We start from the raw sequence: 17,330 nt of genomic DNA on the forward strand, positions 1-17,330 counted from the left end.
CCCCCTTGCCCCTCCCCCGTAGGGAGGGGAGTGATGTGATTGTTCTATATAAAAGATTTTTGAATATGTTCATATATATAATAATGTAAGGATTTGAATGTATTGACCGCTTAAATACCTGAGGCGGGAGTATTCATAATCTCTTCGATATACTGTCGGTTGTTCGAGAGGCGCGGTATCTTGTGCTGTCCGCCCAGCTTGCCCTTAGAGCGCAACCAGTCGTCAAACTGTCCGGGGCGTGCCACTACTATCTCCAGATGCTGCAGGGTGATGTCGTGGAATCGCTTAGCCTCGTAGTCGGAGTTGATGTCCTGCAGACTGCGGTCGAGAATGTCGGCAAACTCACCAAGATCGGCAGGCTGCTTGGCAAACTCTATGAGCCACTGGTGGCGGCACTTGGCGTTCTGATCCATAAATACAGGTGCTGCCGTGTATTCCTTCACCTCGGCACCCGTCTTCTGGCAGGCGTAAGCCAGTCCCTTCTCGGCGTTGTCCTGTATAAGCTCCTCGCCGAAGGCATTGATGAAGTACTTGGTGCGTCCGGTGATGACAAACTTGTAGGGGCGTACTGACGTGAACTTCACGGTGTCGCCAATCATGTAACGCCACAGTCCGCACGATGTAGAGATGAGCATGGCATAGTTCTTGCCTATCTCCACTCCTTCAAGCGGAACGATGTTGGGCGAGTCGCTGTCAAACTCGTCCATAGGCAGAAATTCGTAGAACACGCCATAGTCGAGCATCAGCAGCATCGACTTGTCGGCAGGGTCGTTCTGTATGCCGAAGAATCCCTCCGATGCGTTGTAGGTCTCCATATAGTGCATCTTGTCGCTGGTGATGATGTGCTCATACTGCGGACGATACGGAGTGAAGGCAATGCCGCCATGGAAGAACACCTCCAGATTGGGCCAGACCTCATCAATATGCTCCTTGCCCGTTATCTCAAGCACACGCACCAGCACGCTGAGCATCCACGACGGAACGCCCGAAAGGTTAGTGACATTCTTGTTGAGACATTCATGGGCTATGCGGTCGCGCTTCACTTCGAAGTCGCTGAGCAGCGCTGTCTGCTTCTTGGGCACACGTATGAGGTTGACGAGCGGATTGATGTTCTCGATAAGAATGGCGCTGAGGTCGCCCACGAGCGAGTCGGAGAGATTGTAGTTGGGCGAGTGCGATCCGCCGAGAATGAGTCCTTTGCCGTCAAACATGCGGCTCTTGGGATTGTTCTGCAGATAAAGGGCCACAACGTCGGTGCCTCCTTGATAGTGTATGCGATGCAGTCCCTCGCTCGACACTGGTATAAACTTACTCTTGTCGTTGGTAGTGCCCGACGACTTGGCATACCATTTAACGGTGCCTGGCCATAAGATGCTCGATTCGCCGTGGCGCATGCGGTCGATGTCGCCCTTGAGTTCTTCGTATGTGTTCACTGGCACGTTGCGCACGAAGTCGTCGTACGAGCGTGTGTTGCCGAAAAGGTGGTTTCGGCCGTATTCTGTACCTGCCGCTGTATGCAGCAGATGCTGCAACACCTCGTGCTGCAATGCCTCTGGTTCGGTGAAATGACGTTCCAGCTTGTGCTGTCGGGGAATGAACGCATTGCGTATGATGCCTGTTAAGCTCATTTGTATTTCGTTTTTTCTATATTTTTGTAAATTGCAAAATTACCTAAAACAAGCGAGAGGAGTGGGGTTTTTACTTATTTTAAGAGTAATAAAAGGGTAAAAAAGTAAAAGAGTAAAAAAGTAAAAGGGGAGAGTATTCAAGAATTGGCATACATTTCTGCAAAGTCGTCCCGAAAATGTGATGAACACCACAAAAAGTCGTCCCGAAAATGTGATGAACACCAAGAAAAGTCGTGCCTAAAATGTGATAAGAGTAGTTAAAAGTCGTCCCGAAAATGTGATGACACTTTGTTAATACATTGATAATTAGTAAATTTGCAAAAACTGAACATATATGGAAAGAGTACTGATAGACGAATTACATAAATGGAAGAATAAATCCGACCGTAAACCACTTATCTTAAGAGGTGCAAGACAGGTAGGAAAGACGTGGTTGCTTAAAGATTTCGGCAAGAAATTCTTTAAGGATGTCTGCTATATCAACTTTGAGCAGAAAGATGTGTTAGGTGCTATATTCGAAGGTACGCTGTCGCCACAACGCATTATCGAACAGTTGTCGGTTTATTCAGGAAAAAAAATACAGCCAGCAGATACTCTGCTTATATTTGACGAGGTGCAGGAGATGCCACGTGCCCTAACCTCATTAAAGTACTTCGCCGAAGAAGCACCTGAGTATGCAATATGCTGTGCTGGTTCGTTGTTGGGAGTGGCGTTGCACGAGGGCACATCGTTTCCAGTCGGAAAGGTGGAATTTCTCGACCTGTATCCCCTTTCTTTTCGCGAGTTCTTGCTTGCCAATGGAGAAGAAATGCTGCTGGATTATATCTTGAATGACGGACATCGCGACCTTGCTGCATTCACCGAAAAGCTTACGGATTATCTAAAGAAATACTTCGTTATCGGAGGTATGCCGTCTGCTGTGCTGAAGTGGTTGGACACTCACGACTTCTTCGAGGTTGATGATGTGCAGAAACAATTATTGGCAGCTTACGAGAACGACTTTTCCAAACACGCTCCACGGCAAATGATTGAAAAGATAAGGTATGTGTGGGATAGTATTCCCTCGCAACTTGCAAAGGAAAACAAGAAGTTTGTTTATGGTCTTGTTCGCGATGGTGCCCGAGCAAGAGAGTATGAAGACTCTCTGATGTGGCTTAGCGATGCCGGTGAGATTATACGTACATACAATATCAGTAAGCCTGACGTTCCGCTCAAAGTCTATGCCGACCTGAAAAGCTTCAAGGTTTTTCTGCTGGATGTAGGTTTGTTGAGGTGCTTGAGTGGAGTTTCGCCTAAGGTGATACTCGAAGGCAGTAAGATATTTGAAGAATTCAAGGGTGCGTTGACCGAACAATATGTTTGTCAAGAGCTGCAATTGTTTAAGCGTCTTCAAACTAATTTCTACTGGACCTCATCATCATCAGCCGAGGTAGACTTTCTTGTCTCTGACGGTATGGAGGTGTATCCCTTAGAATGTAAGGCAGGAATAACGATGAATGCCAAAAGTCTTAAGGTCTACAGACAGAAGTATATGCCAAAATGGTCTTTGCGCACAAGTCTGCTGCCATATAACAAGAACGAGGAAGAAGGCATTATCGATATTCCCTTATATATGTTGTTTGCATTGTCAACTATTTAGCCTTTGCCGGTGCTATGAATATCGAAGCACATATACTTACTGCCAGCACCAGGAGTATGAATACGAGCGAGCTGATGGCTCCAATCTCGATATATTTGTGTATGAGCATCTTCACACCGATGAACACCAGCAACACGCTCACGCCTACCTTCAGATAGCGGAACTTGTCGGCTATGGCAGCCAGCAGGAAGAAGAGGGCACGCAATCCGAGAATGGCGAAGATGTTGGAGAAGAACACTACGTAGGGGTCGAGCGTCACAGAGAAGACGGCAGGGATGCTGTCGAATGCGAATATCAGGTCGCAGAACTCGATGAAGATTACGGTGAGCACAAGCGGAGTAAGGTGGAAGTGCTTGTTGAGAAATCGCACCACGGGATGGTTCATGGCGTTTATCTCCTCCTTCTTGTTGCGGTCCAAGAACATCTTCACGCCGCTGTACAGCAGGAAAACACCGAACACGAGCAATATCCATTCGAAGCGGCTGATGAGGGCTGCACCTGCAAAGATGAAGACGAAGCGCAGCACGATAGCTCCCAGAATGCCCCAGTTGAGCGCATGCTGATACTCCTTCTTGTCGATACCGAACGATGCGAATATCATCATCATCACGAAGAGGTTGTCTACCGACAGCGTCTTCTCTATCAGATAGCCCGATATATACGATATGGTCATGTAGTGGCGATACTGCTGCAGACTCGCCTCAAAGTCGTCGGGATTGAGCTTCAGATGCGAAGCATAGCGTGTCGAAACCGCCTGTAGGTCGTTGAAGTTCTGTATGCCATGCACCATGTCGCCATGGAAATACAGGAATATGGCAAATACGAGTGCCAATCCTATCCATACTGCCGTCCATGTTCCGGCTTCCTTGATGGATACAACGTGCGCCTTGCGGTCAATCACCAGCATGTCCAATACCAATATGGCTGCTATGAACACCACAAAGCCAACCAAGAAAAGTAATTCTGTTGTCAACATTTGTTCTATTTGTCTTTCAATTTGTAATATTTTGGGGGTGCGAAATTAATCAAAATTACGTTCTTCTCAAAATCTTTTATCTTTAGTAACCATATTTTTGATTAAATTTGCATATCAAACAATACTGTCAGAACGAGTGAAAAGATAAAAGATTTTGAGAATCTTCGGGATTTTACATGAAAAGATTTTGAGAATCTTCGGGATTTTGCATGAAAAGATTTTGAGGAAACCATATTTTTGAGTAAATTCGCATCAGTAAAGTCATCAAAACAATAAAGATTATGAGGATATTCAAAAGAAAACTATACGACAAGTTGCTTGAATGGAAAAACAACCGACACGGAAAAACAGCAGTCTTGATAGAGGGTGCCCGACGTGTTGGCAAATCAACCCTGACAAAACAGTTTGCTGAGAACGAATACGAATCGTATGTCATGATTGATTTTTCAATCGTTAGAGATGACGTATTAGAACTCTTCAATCATATCGACGATCTGGATTACTTCTTCTTGCAACTACAATTCCGACTTGGAGTGTCGCTCAAAGAGCGTAAGTCATTGGTTATTTTTGACGAAGTACAGAAATGCCCGAAAGCCCGACAAGCTATCAAACATCTTGTAGCTGATGGACGATATGACTATATAGAGACAGGTTCACTGATTTCTATCAAAAAGAAAGTGAAAGACATACTCATTCCAAGCGAAGAAGAAAAACTATTCCTATACCCTATGGACTACGAGGAATTCAAATGGGCATTAGGCGACAATACTGCTATTCCACAGCAGAGAATGCTCTTTGACAAAAAACTATCAATAGGCGATGCCGTCACCCGAAAGCTAATGAGAGACTTCAGAATATACATGGTTGTCGGAGGAATGCCACAAGCTGTAGACACATATATAGATACAAACAATCTAATGGAAGTAGATAGAGTGAAACGCAATATCATACAACTCTATGAAGACGACTTCTACAAAATAGACTCTTCAGGCAGACTATCTATGCTTTTCGATGCAATCCCAGCCCAGCTCAACAGCAACGCCTCTCGATACCAAGTTGCAAGTGCTATAGGCAACAATACCGATTCTGAAAAAGTACTTCAACTAATATCAGAGCTTCGCGAATCTATGACCATAAACATGGCATATCACGCTAACGACCCTGGTGTGGGTATGTCATTGGTTATGAACCTTAACAAATATAAAATGTATATTGGAGATACGGGATTGTTCATAACATTAGCCTTCAAAGACAAGGACTTCACCGAAAACATTATATATCAGAAATTGATGAGCGACAAATTGGATACCAACCTTGGATATGTGTACGAAAATATGGTGGCACAAATGTTGACAGCAACGGGCAACCGACTCTTCTACTATACTTTCCCTACAGAAACGGGAAAGCATAACTACGAGATTGATTTTCTTCTATCACGAGGCAACAAGATTTGCCCAATAGAAGTAAAATCATCGGGATATAAACGACATACATCACTCGATGCTTTCTGCCAAAAGTTTTCAAATAGAATACTGCAACGTTATATCATATACACAAAAGATTTACAAAAAGACGAACAAACCCTGTTCTTACCCGTGTATTTGACTCAATTTCTATAATATAGGTTCATCCGGAATTTGGAGTGATTCAATTATGAACATATAAGTAGCGGAGGTCTCCGGACTCCGCAGTACCAAGTCGAGTACAAATCATCATTACTAAGAATAGAGTTTGCAATCATTGATTGCTGAGGATGTGTCAAAAGTCAAAGCAGCACGCCCCGAAGGGGCAGAAGCCCATAGCCCAGGGCACCGCCCTGGGTAAAAGTATCGCAAATACCAATGCGCCCTGTAGGGGCAAAAGCGTTAATTATCAATGCTTTTGCCCTTGCAGGGCGTTTTGCTATTTTCAATCCGTACACCCAAGGCGCTGCCTTGGGCTATGTGCTTTTTGGGCTTTCAGCCCGTCCTCGCTTATAACAACTCAAAATTGTACAATTCAAAATCGCAGGCGTAGCCGAGAACAATTCAAAATTCAAAACTCGAAATTCAAAATTGCCGCAGGCAACCATTTCAAAATTGTACAATTCAAAATCGCAGGCGTAGCCGAGAACAACTCAAAATTCAAAACTCAAAATTCAAAATTCGCTTCGCGAAATATTGTCCAGGCAGTAAAAAAGTGTTACAAACAAAAAAATGATTCTGGAGAATTCGTCAGGCGAATTCATTCGTTTTTATAGCGTCCGCAACCATATATTTCATCCATTCAGCCCCCATTGCAATGCAAAAGGGGGCTTTTTAGTATGCAATATTAGTACAATTGCAATGCAACGGAGGCTTAATTGCATAGCAAAAGGACTCCTTTTGCAATATAAAAGGAGCCCTTTTGCGATTGCCAAACTTGCACAATCCAGCGCACACCAGCCTAACTTATTGTGTACAAACAGCATAACGCTGCACGCGCAAAACTCACGAATTTCGAGCAAAAGATTTCTTTGTGCGTTCAACTCGCAGTTTTGAGCGATGAAAAATGCAAATATTGTCTACTCAGCCGATGCATTATGCGATATTCGCAGATGTATATTGCAAAAAAAATGCAAGTAGAGTTGTAATTCAGGATTTTTATATAATTTTGCAACCGCAACGGTTCGCCTCTCTTATTATTGAAGGAGACGATTAAAAGGGAATGGGGTGAGAGTCCCCGACTGTCCCGCAGCTGTGAGCCGCCCTTATATCGGGCGCGAACAACGATGCCACTGAGACTTTTTTCAATGTCGAATGTTAAGTGTTGAATGTTGAATTCTCGGGAAGGCGTTCGCGTCTGGGCGGTAAGTCAGAAGACCTGCCGTATTTGCCGTAAGGTTGTTCATGATGCCCCGTGGATTGGGCACGAACGACAGACTAACATCACTGGAAAAGAATGTTTACATAGTTCATGGCGTGATGCTATGGGCATATACTTTAATTATATCAATAAGCGTATGAAGAAAATCTTTACTTCTATTGTGTTGGTTTTGTGCATCAGCGTGTCTGTACTTGCACAAACCACAACCATTAATGTTCAGGGACAACCACGCAAGGTGAATGCCGCTGTAGCTGCGCGCATACAGAAGGCTGCCAAAGCCGTTGCGTCAACTGGCATCGACTTCTCTAAAATAGAGCGTTGGGCTGGTGAAGGCGACTGTAAGGCAGCTCTTGCCATAAAGTGGGCTGACGGACAGAACGATGGCAAGACTCTCGTTTGGGGCTATCGTTGGAAATCGTCTGAAAAGAAAACTGGCGAAGACCTTGTACGTGCCGTGGCAAAAGCCGACCCGGCATTCTATGTACTTGCCCTATCTGGTACTTCCTTTGGTACTACCTTTGGTGGCTTTGGCTATGACATTGATGGCAATCGCAATATCATCGTTACCACTCCTAAAAACAACGAGGTTTATCCGCGTAATGGCATTGTATATGTAAGTTCATACGTATTTGACAATTGCAGTGCCACCGATATCACCAACGATGCATGGAATTCGGGGTGGAATAAAGGCTTCTGGAGTTATAATGTGGCTGACAAGGCAGAAGATGCTTTGGGCTGGTCTAGTACTGGAGCATCGGGTCGTGTACTAACCGATGGTTGCGTGGATGCTTGGATTTTTTTATCAGGTGGCGAGCCTAACGAATATGATGGTAATATCAAGTATCTGCCTGCAACAGTAGACTATACAAAGGGTGTATATATAGTGAACGAAGATTGGTATGGGCATCGCAATTCAACCGTTAACTTCCTCTCTAAGGACGGCACTTTCGTTTACGACCATGTAGAGAATTTAGGCGTTACGGCTTGTTATGGTACATTCTTCGGCAATCGTTTCTATGCCATCTCAAAGCAGGATGGTGGTTACGGACGTATCTCTGTATGCGACGCAAACTCTACACGCGTAATCAAGCAGATAAAGGATATCGATGGAAAGGATGGACGTTCGTTCTGCGGTGTTGATGAACACAAGGCTTATGTAAGTACTGCAGGAGGTATATACACTCTTGATCTCGACGAACTGACTGTAGGTGCTGCCGTGAAAAACGCTGATGGTGGCGACGCCAAACTCGGAGAGTGTGGCAATATGGTGCGCCTTGGCGATTACGTATACGCTACAGAGTATGGCAAGAGTCTCCGCATTATCGACTGCAATACCGACCGCATCGTTGCTACAATCTCCTCTGCTAATGTCTATTCTATCACTATGTCGAAGGACGGACAGCTGTGGGTGAGCACCGACAAGGGCATTAGCCGTGTTAATACCGAGACCAATAAGCTTGAAACTATCAGCTTGCCTAAGGGTATAAATGTTCCTGCCAACTCGAATGGCGCTTGGTGTCCGGACGGATTGTGCGCAAGTATGCAGAACAACGTTATCTATTGGACATCTGTCACTTGGAACATATTAAAGGTGTTTAAGTACGACATCGACAACAATGAGTTTGCTAAGGTTGTAGACCTCACCACTAACGATGCTGACAAATGGAAGATGTACAGCGCAAGCAACTTGCGTGTCGACCCCGTGACCGACAATCTGTATGTTAGTCTGTTTAAGGATTGGGGATCTCAGGACTACGCTGTGCGCATCTACGACAACAAGGGCACGCAGCTCAATGAGTACGAACTCACACAGAAAAACTACTGGTTCCCTGGCATGTTTGTCTTCCCCGACGTAGAAGACCCGATTGCAGGCAAAATAGAAGCTGTAAATGTCGAGGAGAACAAGGAAGTTAAGGTTGACCTTGCTAAGGTTTGCAGCGATGCCGACAACTTCCAGGCTGCTATCGTAAAGACAGTAAAGAGCGTAGCAGACAACAATGTTGCAACAGCAACCGTTAAGAACGGCAAGCTCGTCGTTACGGGTGTTAAGGCTGGCAATACAACAGTTACGCTTAACTTCTGCTCTAACGGCATCAGCACTACAGCTACTGTCAACGTAACAGTAACTCAGGCTACTGGCATCACCGGCACCCAGACCTCTGCTGACATTCGTGAGATTGCACGCTTCACTATCGACGGCAAGCGCATCAACCAGCCTCAGCGAGGCATCAACATCGTGAAGTACTCTGACGGAACGGTGAAGAAGGTGATTGTGAAATAATAGTTTTTATCCAATCCAAGATAATTAGGTTAGACATGAGGCGGTCAGAGCGCGAGAGCGTACTGCCGCCTTTTTGCTTTTTTTTGAGTAACTTTGCACCGATGTACAAATTCAATATACTACTTATAATGCTGTTGCTGGGCATGCAGTCGATGGCTCAGACCTCGCGACTCGACTCCATCCACACCCTGCGGGATGTGGCTGTGGTAGGCGTGCGCCCTCATTATCTCACACCGTCGCAGACATTGCAGGGGGCAATGCTGCAGAATCTGTCCACAACCAGCGTTGCCGATGCCTTGAAGTATTTCTCGGGCGTGCAGATAAAGGACTACGGCGGACTGGGCGGACTGAAGACTGTCAACGTGCGTTCATTAGGTTCGCAGCACGTGGGAGTGTATCTCGACGGCATACGCATCAACAATGCGCAGAACGGACAGATTGACCTCGGACGCTACTCGTTGAGCAATATGGAGTCGGTATCGCTCTACAACGCCAACCGCAACGAACGCCTGCAGTCGGCATCGGAGTATGCCTCGGCTGCAACGGTATATATGCAGACCCGACGTCCTACTGAGACTGCATACTCGCTGGAGTATGGATGCGGCTCGTTCGGACTGAACAAGGTGAAGGGTTATTTCTCGTTGAAGAACCTGATGTTTGTCGATGCCGAATATCAGCACACCAAAGGCAACTACGGTTTCCGCTTCCGCTCGGAGCAGGAGGACACGGTGGGCCGTCGCAACAACTCCGACATAACATTCTATCGTGTCGAAGCTGCCGGATTCTATCGCGGACTTTCCACACACGTGTACTACTACAACTCTGAGCGCGGACTCCCCGGACCCGTCATCCGACGACTTTCCGACCAGTGGGATTCTACCGACCGCCAGTGGGACCAGAACTTCTTCGTGCAGTCGTCATACAAACACGCTTGGGAACACTTCGGACTGAAGGCTAACATCAAGTATGCCTTCGACTATCTGCACTATCTGCAAGACCCCAATACCAACGCTTCTACTATGTTCTGCGACAATCACTACACCCAGCAGGACGTCTACGGTTCCATAGCCGGAGCTTGGAACACACGCTACTTGTCGCTCACGGCAAGCACCGACCTGCGCTGGACCGACCTCAATGCCGACGTGTATAAGTTTGATTACGTATATCGCATTGACTCAAAGTCGCTGCTGTCGGCAATAGCTTCTTATCGGGGCTTCGAGGCAAACGTGGCTCTTCTCTACACACACATATCCGACCACACGCGTTCGGCTGCCTCGCCATTGAGCCGTCTGGCTCCTATGTATCTGGCGTCATGGCACGGCGGACCATGGACAGTGCGTGCTTTCCACAAGCGCATATTCCGTGCGCCTACGCTCAACGACCTCTACTATACGCTGGTGGGCAATGTGCAGCTTCGACCGGAGTACACCTCGCAATGGGATATGGGCGTAGACTATAAGGACAAGTATCTGCACCTCGCCCTCGACATGTACTACAACCGCATCGAAGACAAGATTGTGGCTATCCCGATGAAGTGCCAGTTCCGCTGGTCGATGGTCAATTTCGGATTGGTTAAGTCGTTGGGACTGAGCGCTACAGCCGGTTACGACCGCCAGTGGGGCAAATTCTCGCTCTCAACCAACGCCAACTACACCTGTCAGCGCGACCGTGACTACTCGTCGCCAGCCGATCCGGAGTACAAGAACACCATACCTTACTCGCCGTTACACTCCGCTTCGCTCATACTCGACTTCGGATACGACGGCTACTCGCTCTGTACGTCGTGGTTATACACTGGCGATCGCTTCGCATTGATATCCAACAATCGTGAGGATATGCTCGGCGACTGGTATACTGTCGACCTGAAACTCAACAAGCAGTTCCACATTGGCAAGCACAACGTACAAGCCACCATAGAGTGCAACAACCTGACCGACTCGCAACACGAAGTAGTGAAGCGCTACCCTATGCCCGGTCGCAACTGGAAATTCACTCTGCAGTGGAAGATATAGAAGAAGATTGACAGTGAAAAAATTTTGAAAATACATCTTTTTTGACTATATTCGCACTCATAAAGATTCTATAATTCACCATAGCAGCGTTTGCAAAAACATATCAGTCAAAACAACAATGAATATGGAAAAACGAGTACTTGAGAAACAAATACGTTTGCCACTTGATGAGCTGAAGCTGGCTTTTGCTGCATCTTGCGTAGAAGGTATTGCACGAAAAACGGGCAAGCCCTACTACGAGGTGTATGAAAGAATGAGCAAAGCAGGGGCTATAGAGAATTACATTATTCCATATTACGACACACTGCATACTGAAAGTCGCGAATATGTCATTGACGACGTTATGGAATATATAGAGAATAAGGAAAGGGACACAAAATGCTGACAGTATATCATGGCTCCACCCAAACAGTAGATGCACCCGTATGTGCTTTCGGTCGTCCGAGGTTGGACTTCGGACAGGGTTTTTATGTGACTGATATAAAGGAACAGGCTGAACGTTGGGCGAAAGCTATAGCTGGCAAACGCGATACAGAACCAGTTCTGAATATATATCATCTCGACCGTGAACAGATTTTATCGGAGGGCAGATGCAAGATTTTCACTTCTTATAATGCTGATTGGCTTGACTTTATTGTGGCAAACCGACGTGGCGAAAACGTTGCAGCCGAGTACGATTATATAGAAGGCGGTATAGCAAACGACCGTGTTATTGACACGGTGAATCTTTATATACAAGGGCTTATCGATTCAGCAACGGCGTTGCAGCAGTTGGCTTTCTATAAACCTAACAACCAAATATGTCTCTTAAATCAAAGTCTAACTGATAAATACTTGCATTTTTATGGATCAGAAAGAATTTGAGAAGCGGATGAAGTCGCCTGAAATTCAAGAAATGATACTCAGTCATCAGATAGGAGGCGTGGCTTACGAGCTGTCCAAAAGGCTGAACGTCTCGCCAGCCCGTGCTCTCGACCTCTTCTATCGCAGCCAGACTTGCGCCGACTTGCACAACCGTAAGACCGGACTTTATCTTTATGGCAATCTGTATATTGCCGATGAATTTATGTTGGAGTGCCAAGGCAGATAATCTACTTGGCTAACAGCTACGTATTATACTTATGACTATATTGAATACACTACGCCACAAAAGCATGTCGCGCACGACATCTACGGATTGTGGCATAGCAGGCTTTTTGTGTACATTAATGACACTCCTGCTCCTTGCTTCGTGCTCATTACAGCCTGCCGACTATCCCACACCCGATGAGCCTACCACCGATTCCGACCGCCTTATTGTTCTGTGCGAGGGATTGTGGGGCATGGACAACTCGTCGTTGTCGCTGATTGACCACGGAGTATTGACCAACCGATGGTTCCAACAGCAGAATCCGGGACGACATCTGGGCGACACCGGCAACGACATACTGCACATTAACGACACGTTGATAGCCATAAGCGTCAACTGGTCGAACATAATACAGTATATCAGACCTGACGGCACGGCGATAGCCGCTACCGAAAACATCCCCAACAACCGCCGTTTGGCTACCGACGGCAAGGGATTTCTCTACGTAACATCGTATGCCGACAAGGGCTATGTGGCTAAAATCGACCTGCGCACAAAGCATATAGTAGACACCTGTCATGTGGGCTACGAGCCTGAGGGCATCGCCTACTACGACGGCCGTCTGTACATTGCCAATACGGGAGGATACAGCACGCAGACCAAAGACCACGGCTACGAGCAGACAGTAAGTGTGGTTGACGCACCGACCATGCGCGAACTACGTCGCATCGACACCGGATGCAAGAATCTATACGGCACAATGTCGCAGTCGGGACAGTACATCTGCATCAATTCGGCAGGCGATATGTACCACATTCCGCCCCATTGCATCGTGCTCAACATGGCTAACGACGAGTTTCGCGTGTACGATTTTCCAGCCACATACAACTGCGCTTATCACAATAGGTTCTACATGATAGGTTCCAGCTACTCATACATCACCAGCACATACACCTATTCGGCGCACACCATAAGCCTGCCCTCGCTCGAAGCCAGCGAAGGACTTGCCGACTACAACGCTGCCAATGAGACGATAATGAACATGCAGTCGCCCTACGCTATATACATTTCGCCACTGTCGGGCCACATGTATGTCAGCGACGCACGGTCGTATGCCACCAACGGATATGTCTATGAGTTCGACCGCCAGGGCGTGCAACTCAAACGATATTTGCTGCGCGGAGTCAATCCGGGCAGAATAATAGCAATGTAAAGCAATATGTTAGCAATATAAATACAGGATATTAGCAATGTAAAAACAGAATATGAAACGATTGACAATACTTCTTGCCGCACTCATTATGGTTGTAGTGACGGCATCGGCGCAAGCCAAACAGACAGTTAAGGTGCTCGAATATTGCCCCGCACCGGGTCAGTTTACCAATATACTCCCCGAAATCAACAACACAATGTCGGCAGAAGAGCGACTGAAGGCATGCGAACAACAGTTGGAGGATGGCTACCTCGTGTGTCTCGGCGCAGCCGGAGGCTACATCACCGTGGCTCTCGACCAACCAATAAAGAACGGCAAAGGCTCTGACATACGCATCCTTGGCAATGCTTTTTATTCTTTAAACGACCCCAAGTATGGCGATGCCACAATAGGAGGTTCGATTGAACCGGGCATCGTGTACGTTGGAGTAGGCTCGTCACCCGAGACGGCTGAGTGGTACGAACTGGCTGGTTCGGAATACTATACCACCGAGATGCACCGTTTCGAGATAACCTATTACAAGCCGACTGTAGAAGCTGGCGAAAGCACAACGCCACATATCACCATCGACAACTACATCCGTTGGACTGCATCGTGGACCAATCCCGACGGCAGCAAGCAGACTGCAGAAGGCTGGCAACCAAAGAATCAATTTCACAAACAGTCGTACTGGCCCGCATGGGAAGAGAACGACCAGATAACATTTCGTGGAGCTCGACTGCCCGACAATGCTGTCAACTACGGTGGTGACGGTTCCGGCCCCGATAATCCGCAAAATTGGGTGAGCTATCGTTATGCAGCCGACTCATACGGATATGTTGATGCAGCCCCCAACAGTGACGATGTGTACACCACATTCGACCTCGACTGGGCGGTAGACAGTGACGGCAATCCCAAGCATCTTGACCATGCCGACTTCATACGCATTCAGTCCGGCGTGCTACAGCAGTGTGGATGGACGGGCGAGACATCAACCGAGGTGGGACGCATCACCAATCTGCACCTCACGGAGGGCTACGACGACAACCCCATCATCATCACTCCGCGACAGCGTCCCACCGGCATTGCAGGCACAAGCGCCAACGCTGCGCGCGAGACCATGCGCATGAGCATCGACGGCCGACGACTGCTGAAGCCCGAACGCGGTATCAACATCGTAAGATACTCCGACGGAAGCGTGCGAAAGGTTGTTGTAAAGTGATTGTGTGCTAAAATCATACTCTTACACAAGAGTCATGTCAAAGAAAAAGCGTAACTTTGCAAACAAAACGCCCGCACATTATTTATAATTGAATAAAAACAGAATAAAATCATGACAATAGAACAGCAAATCGTCGCTACCGCAATAGCTGCGGTGAAAGAACTTTACGGTCAGGACGTGCCTGAGAAGATGGTGCAGCTGCAGAAGACCAGAAGCGAGTTTGAGGGCAACCTCACTCTCGTAGTGTTCCCATTCCTCAAGATTTCGCACAAGAAGCCTGAGGACACAGCACAGGACCTCGGCAAGTATATCAAGGACAACTGCCAGGCCATCGCCGACTACAATGTTGTGAAGGGATTCCTCAATCTCGTCATTGACAAGAAGGCTTGGCTCGGACTGCTCAACGAGATGAACGCCAACGAGAAGTTCGGCGAGAAGCCCGTAACTGAGAACTCTCCGCTCGTGATGATTGAATATTCATCGCCCAACACCAACAAGCCGCTCCACCTCGGACACGTTCGTAACAACCTGCTCGGATGGTCGTTGGCACAGATTATGGAGGCTAACGGCAACAAGGTGGTGAAGACCAACATCGTAAACGACCGTGGTATACACATCTGCAAGTCGATGCTCGCATGGCTGAAGTACGGCAACGGCGAGACACCTGAGACTTCCGGCAAGAAGGGCGACCACCTTATCGGCGACTACTACGTAGCCTTCGACAAGCACTATCGCGAGGAAGTGAAGACTCTGAAGGCTCAGTACATGGCTGAAGGAATGGACGAGGAAGCTGCCGAGAAGAAAGCTAAGGAAGAATCGCCGCTCATCAAGGAGGCTCACGAGATGCTCGTTAAGTGGGAGCAGAACGATCCTGAGGTTCGCGCATTGTGGAAGAAGATGAACGACTGGGTTTACGCCGGATTCGACGAGACCTACAAGGCTCTCGGCGTAGGCTTCGACAAGATATACTACGAGTCGAACACCTATCTCGTTGGTAAGAAGAAGGTGGAGGAAGGACTTGCCAAGGGACTCTTCTTCCGCAAGGACGACAACTCTGTTTGGGCCGACCTCACCGGCGAAGGACTCGACCAGAAGCTGTTGCTGCGTTCTGACGGCACCAGCGTATACATGACTCAGGACATCGGAACAGCCGAAATGCGCTTCAACGACTTCCCCATCGACAAGATGATATACGTCGTTGGCAACGAGCAGAACTATCACTTCCAGGTGCTCTCTATACTCCTCGACCGTCTCGGATTCAAGTGGGGCAAGGAGCTTGTACACTTCTCTTACGGAATGGTTGAGCTGCCCAACGGCAAGATGAAGAGCCGCGAGGGAACCGTAGTTGACGCCGACGACCTCATTGCAGCAATGATTGGCGACGCCAAGCAGACAAGCGAGGAGCTGGGCAAGTTTAAGGATATGACCGAAGAGGAGCGCAACGAGATTGCCCGCATCGTAGGTCTGGGTGCGCTGAAGTACTTCATCCTGAAGGTAGACGCACGCAAGAACATGCTGTTCAATCCTGAAGAGTCAATCGACTTCAACGGCAACACAGGTCCGTTCATTCAGTACACATACGCCCGTATACGTTCAATCCTGCGCAAGGCTCAGGCTGAGGGCATCGCCATTCCGGCACAGCTGGGCGAGAACATGCCTCTCAACGAGAAGGAGATAGAGCTAATACAGAAGCTCAACGAGTTTGGCGCTGCCGTAGAGCAGGCTGGCAAGGACTACTCACCGAGCGGCATTGCCAACTATTGCTACGAGCTGACCAAGGCATTCAACCAGTTCTATCACGACTACTCAATCCTGGGTGCCGACACCGATGACGAGAAGATAGTACGTCTGGTACTGGCTCAGAACGTTGGCAAGACGCTGAAGAACGGCATGGCATTGCTGGGTATTGAGGTGCCTGAGCGCATGTAATGTAGCCTTATGGACACACTCAATCCTCCCGACTACCGCCACGACACGGTGTTGCCGCTGCCCATGGAGGTGACGGCCAACGCCTGGGCGGTGGACGCAGCGTGCTCCGGCAATCCGGGTCCGATGGAATATCAGGCCATCGACCTTGCCACCGGAGCGCAGGTGTTCCACTTCGGTCCGATGCACGGCACCAACAACATAGGCGAATTTCTCGCCATTGTACACGCGCTTGCATTGCTCGACCGCCAAGGCATTACGGGCAAAACCATCTATTCCGACTCGCACAACGCAATATTGTGGGTTCAGAAGCGACAGTGCAAGACCAAACTGGAGCGCACTCCGCAAACCGAACCACTCTATCAGATAATCGCCCGCGCCGAGACATGGCTCCGCACGCATCAGATAAAGAACTATCTGGTGAAGTGGGAGACGCGCAAGTGGGGCGAAGTGCCTGCCGATTTCGGTAGGAAGTAATAAGGAAAAAGCCCCACCCCCTGCCCCTCCCCCGTAGGGAGGGGAGCGGTATGCTGGGCAAACT

14 protein-coding genes and 1 riboswitch are annotated in these 17,330 nt (G+C 47.9%); of the genes, 12 read left to right on the top strand and 2 right to left on the bottom strand.

Annotated features, from left to right (window positions below; all coding sequences use genetic code 11):
* Nucleotides 1-110: 110 nt before the first annotated feature.
* Nucleotides 111-1,628 carry a GH3 auxin-responsive promoter family protein gene (locus I6E49_RS12805; protein WP_235402809.1) on the bottom strand — a complete coding sequence of 506 codons (1,518 nt, stop codon included), beginning with the start codon at nt 1,626-1,628 and terminating at the stop codon, nt 111-113.
* Nucleotides 1,629-1,962: 334 nt separating this feature from the next.
* On the opposite strand from I6E49_RS12805, the gene I6E49_RS12810 reads away from it, so the two are divergent.
* On the top strand, nt 1,963-3,267 hold the full coding sequence (locus I6E49_RS12810; protein ID WP_235402811.1) for an ATP-binding protein: 1,305 nt from the start codon (nt 1,963-1,965) through the stop codon (nt 3,265-3,267).
* Here I6E49_RS12810 and I6E49_RS12815 read toward each other — a convergent pair.
* Nucleotides 3,260-4,243 (bottom strand): TerC family protein, encoded by a 984-nt coding sequence (locus I6E49_RS12815; protein ID WP_235402813.1) that lies wholly within the window; start codon nt 4,241-4,243, stop codon nt 3,260-3,262. The two genes, I6E49_RS12810 and I6E49_RS12815, sit on opposite strands and share 8 nt — an antisense overlap.
* A 281-nt stretch (nt 4,244-4,524) precedes the next feature.
* Here I6E49_RS12815 and I6E49_RS12820 point away from each other — a divergent pair, with 281 nt between their 5' ends.
* From I6E49_RS12820 to I6E49_RS12870, 11 genes are all read left to right on the top strand, one after another.
* Nucleotides 4,525-5,862, top strand: a complete 1,338-nt coding sequence (locus I6E49_RS12820; RefSeq protein ID WP_235402814.1) for an ATP-binding protein — start codon at nt 4,525-4,527, stop codon at nt 5,860-5,862.
* 222 nt (nt 5,863-6,084) lie between these two features.
* Entirely contained in the window at nt 6,085-6,222 is a 138-nt protein-coding gene (locus I6E49_RS12825; RefSeq protein ID WP_235402817.1) for a hypothetical protein, read from the top strand.
* A 647-nt stretch (nt 6,223-6,869) separates the two neighbouring features.
* A riboswitch (cobalamin riboswitch) is annotated at nt 6,870-7,106 on the top strand.
* A gap of 117 nt (nt 7,107-7,223) precedes the next feature.
* A complete protein-coding gene (locus tag I6E49_RS12830; RefSeq protein WP_235402818.1) occupies nt 7,224-9,368 on the top strand; it encodes a DUF5074 domain-containing protein in 2,145 nt (714 codons plus the stop codon).
* A 101-nt stretch (nt 9,369-9,469) separates the two neighbouring features.
* Nucleotides 9,470-11,380: a TonB-dependent receptor gene (locus tag I6E49_RS12835; RefSeq protein ID WP_235402823.1), complete on the top strand. Its 1,911-nt coding sequence runs from the start codon at nt 9,470-9,472 to the stop codon at nt 11,378-11,380.
* Nucleotides 11,381-11,504: 124 nt separating this feature from the next.
* Nucleotides 11,505-11,765: a DUF3791 domain-containing protein gene (locus tag I6E49_RS12840; protein WP_235402824.1), complete on the top strand. Its 261-nt coding sequence runs from the start codon at nt 11,505-11,507 to the stop codon at nt 11,763-11,765.
* Entirely contained in the window at nt 11,759-12,244 is a 486-nt protein-coding gene (locus I6E49_RS12845) for a DUF3990 domain-containing protein (RefSeq protein WP_235402826.1), read from the top strand. The genes I6E49_RS12840 and I6E49_RS12845 overlap by 7 nt, the downstream gene beginning before the upstream one ends.
* Nucleotides 12,225-12,470, top strand: coding sequence for a hypothetical protein (locus I6E49_RS12850; protein WP_235402828.1), 246 nt, complete (start codon nt 12,225-12,227; stop codon nt 12,468-12,470). Before I6E49_RS12845 ends, I6E49_RS12850 begins: the two co-directional genes overlap by 20 nt.
* A gap of 31 nt (nt 12,471-12,501) precedes the next feature.
* The gene (locus tag I6E49_RS12855) at nt 12,502-13,662 is read left to right on the top strand and encodes a YncE family protein (RefSeq protein WP_235402829.1); all 1,161 of its coding nucleotides are present in this window, start codon (nt 12,502-12,504) and stop codon (nt 13,660-13,662) included.
* A 52-nt stretch (nt 13,663-13,714) separates the two neighbouring features.
* A complete protein-coding gene (locus I6E49_RS12860) occupies nt 13,715-14,863 on the top strand; it encodes a PKD domain-containing protein (RefSeq protein ID WP_235402831.1) in 1,149 nt (382 codons plus the stop codon).
* 111 nt (nt 14,864-14,974) lie between these two features.
* Nucleotides 14,975-16,792: an arginine--tRNA ligase gene (gene argS / locus I6E49_RS12865; RefSeq protein ID WP_235402834.1), complete on the top strand. Its 1,818-nt coding sequence runs from the start codon at nt 14,975-14,977 to the stop codon at nt 16,790-16,792.
* A gap of 9 nt (nt 16,793-16,801) precedes the next feature.
* Nucleotides 16,802-17,266, top strand: coding sequence for an RNase H family protein (locus I6E49_RS12870; RefSeq protein WP_235402835.1), 465 nt, complete (start codon nt 16,802-16,804; stop codon nt 17,264-17,266).
* The last annotated feature ends 64 nt before the right edge of the window (nt 17,267-17,330 follow it).

This window comes from Leyella stercorea, assembly GCF_021531655.1.

What these genes read in the sequence shown, in the direction of transcription:
- I6E49_RS12825 (WP_235402817.1), top strand. Translation starts at nt 6,085, where the DNA reads ATGCGCCCTGTAGGGGCAAAAGCGTTAATTATCAATGCTTTTGCCCTT.
- I6E49_RS12840 (WP_235402824.1), top strand. Translation starts at nt 11,505, where the DNA reads ATGGAAAAACGAGTACTTGAGAAACAAATACGTTTGCCACTTGATGAG.
- argS (WP_235402834.1), top strand. Translation starts at nt 14,975, where the DNA reads ATGACAATAGAACAGCAAATCGTCGCTACCGCAATAGCTGCGGTGAAA.
- I6E49_RS12870 (WP_235402835.1), top strand. Translation starts at nt 16,802, where the DNA reads ATGGACACACTCAATCCTCCCGACTACCGCCACGACACGGTGTTGCCG.
- I6E49_RS12810 (WP_235402811.1), top strand. Translation starts at nt 1,963, where the DNA reads ATGGAAAGAGTACTGATAGACGAATTACATAAATGGAAGAATAAATCC.
- I6E49_RS12830 (WP_235402818.1), top strand. Translation starts at nt 7,224, where the DNA reads ATGAAGAAAATCTTTACTTCTATTGTGTTGGTTTTGTGCATCAGCGTG.
- I6E49_RS12860 (WP_235402831.1), top strand. Translation starts at nt 13,715, where the DNA reads ATGAAACGATTGACAATACTTCTTGCCGCACTCATTATGGTTGTAGTG.
- I6E49_RS12835 (WP_235402823.1), top strand. Translation starts at nt 9,470, where the DNA reads ATGTACAAATTCAATATACTACTTATAATGCTGTTGCTGGGCATGCAG.
- I6E49_RS12820 (WP_235402814.1), top strand. Translation starts at nt 4,525, where the DNA reads ATGAGGATATTCAAAAGAAAACTATACGACAAGTTGCTTGAATGGAAA.
- I6E49_RS12805 (WP_235402809.1), bottom strand. Translation starts at nt 1,628, where the DNA reads ATGAGCTTAACAGGCATCATACGCAATGCGTTCATTCCCCGACAGCAC.
- I6E49_RS12815 (WP_235402813.1), bottom strand. Translation starts at nt 4,243, where the DNA reads ATGTTGACAACAGAATTACTTTTCTTGGTTGGCTTTGTGGTGTTCATA.
- I6E49_RS12855 (WP_235402829.1), top strand. Translation starts at nt 12,502, where the DNA reads ATGACTATATTGAATACACTACGCCACAAAAGCATGTCGCGCACGACA.
- I6E49_RS12845 (WP_235402826.1), top strand. Translation starts at nt 11,759, where the DNA reads ATGCTGACAGTATATCATGGCTCCACCCAAACAGTAGATGCACCCGTA.
- I6E49_RS12850 (WP_235402828.1), top strand. Translation starts at nt 12,225, where the DNA reads ATGGATCAGAAAGAATTTGAGAAGCGGATGAAGTCGCCTGAAATTCAA.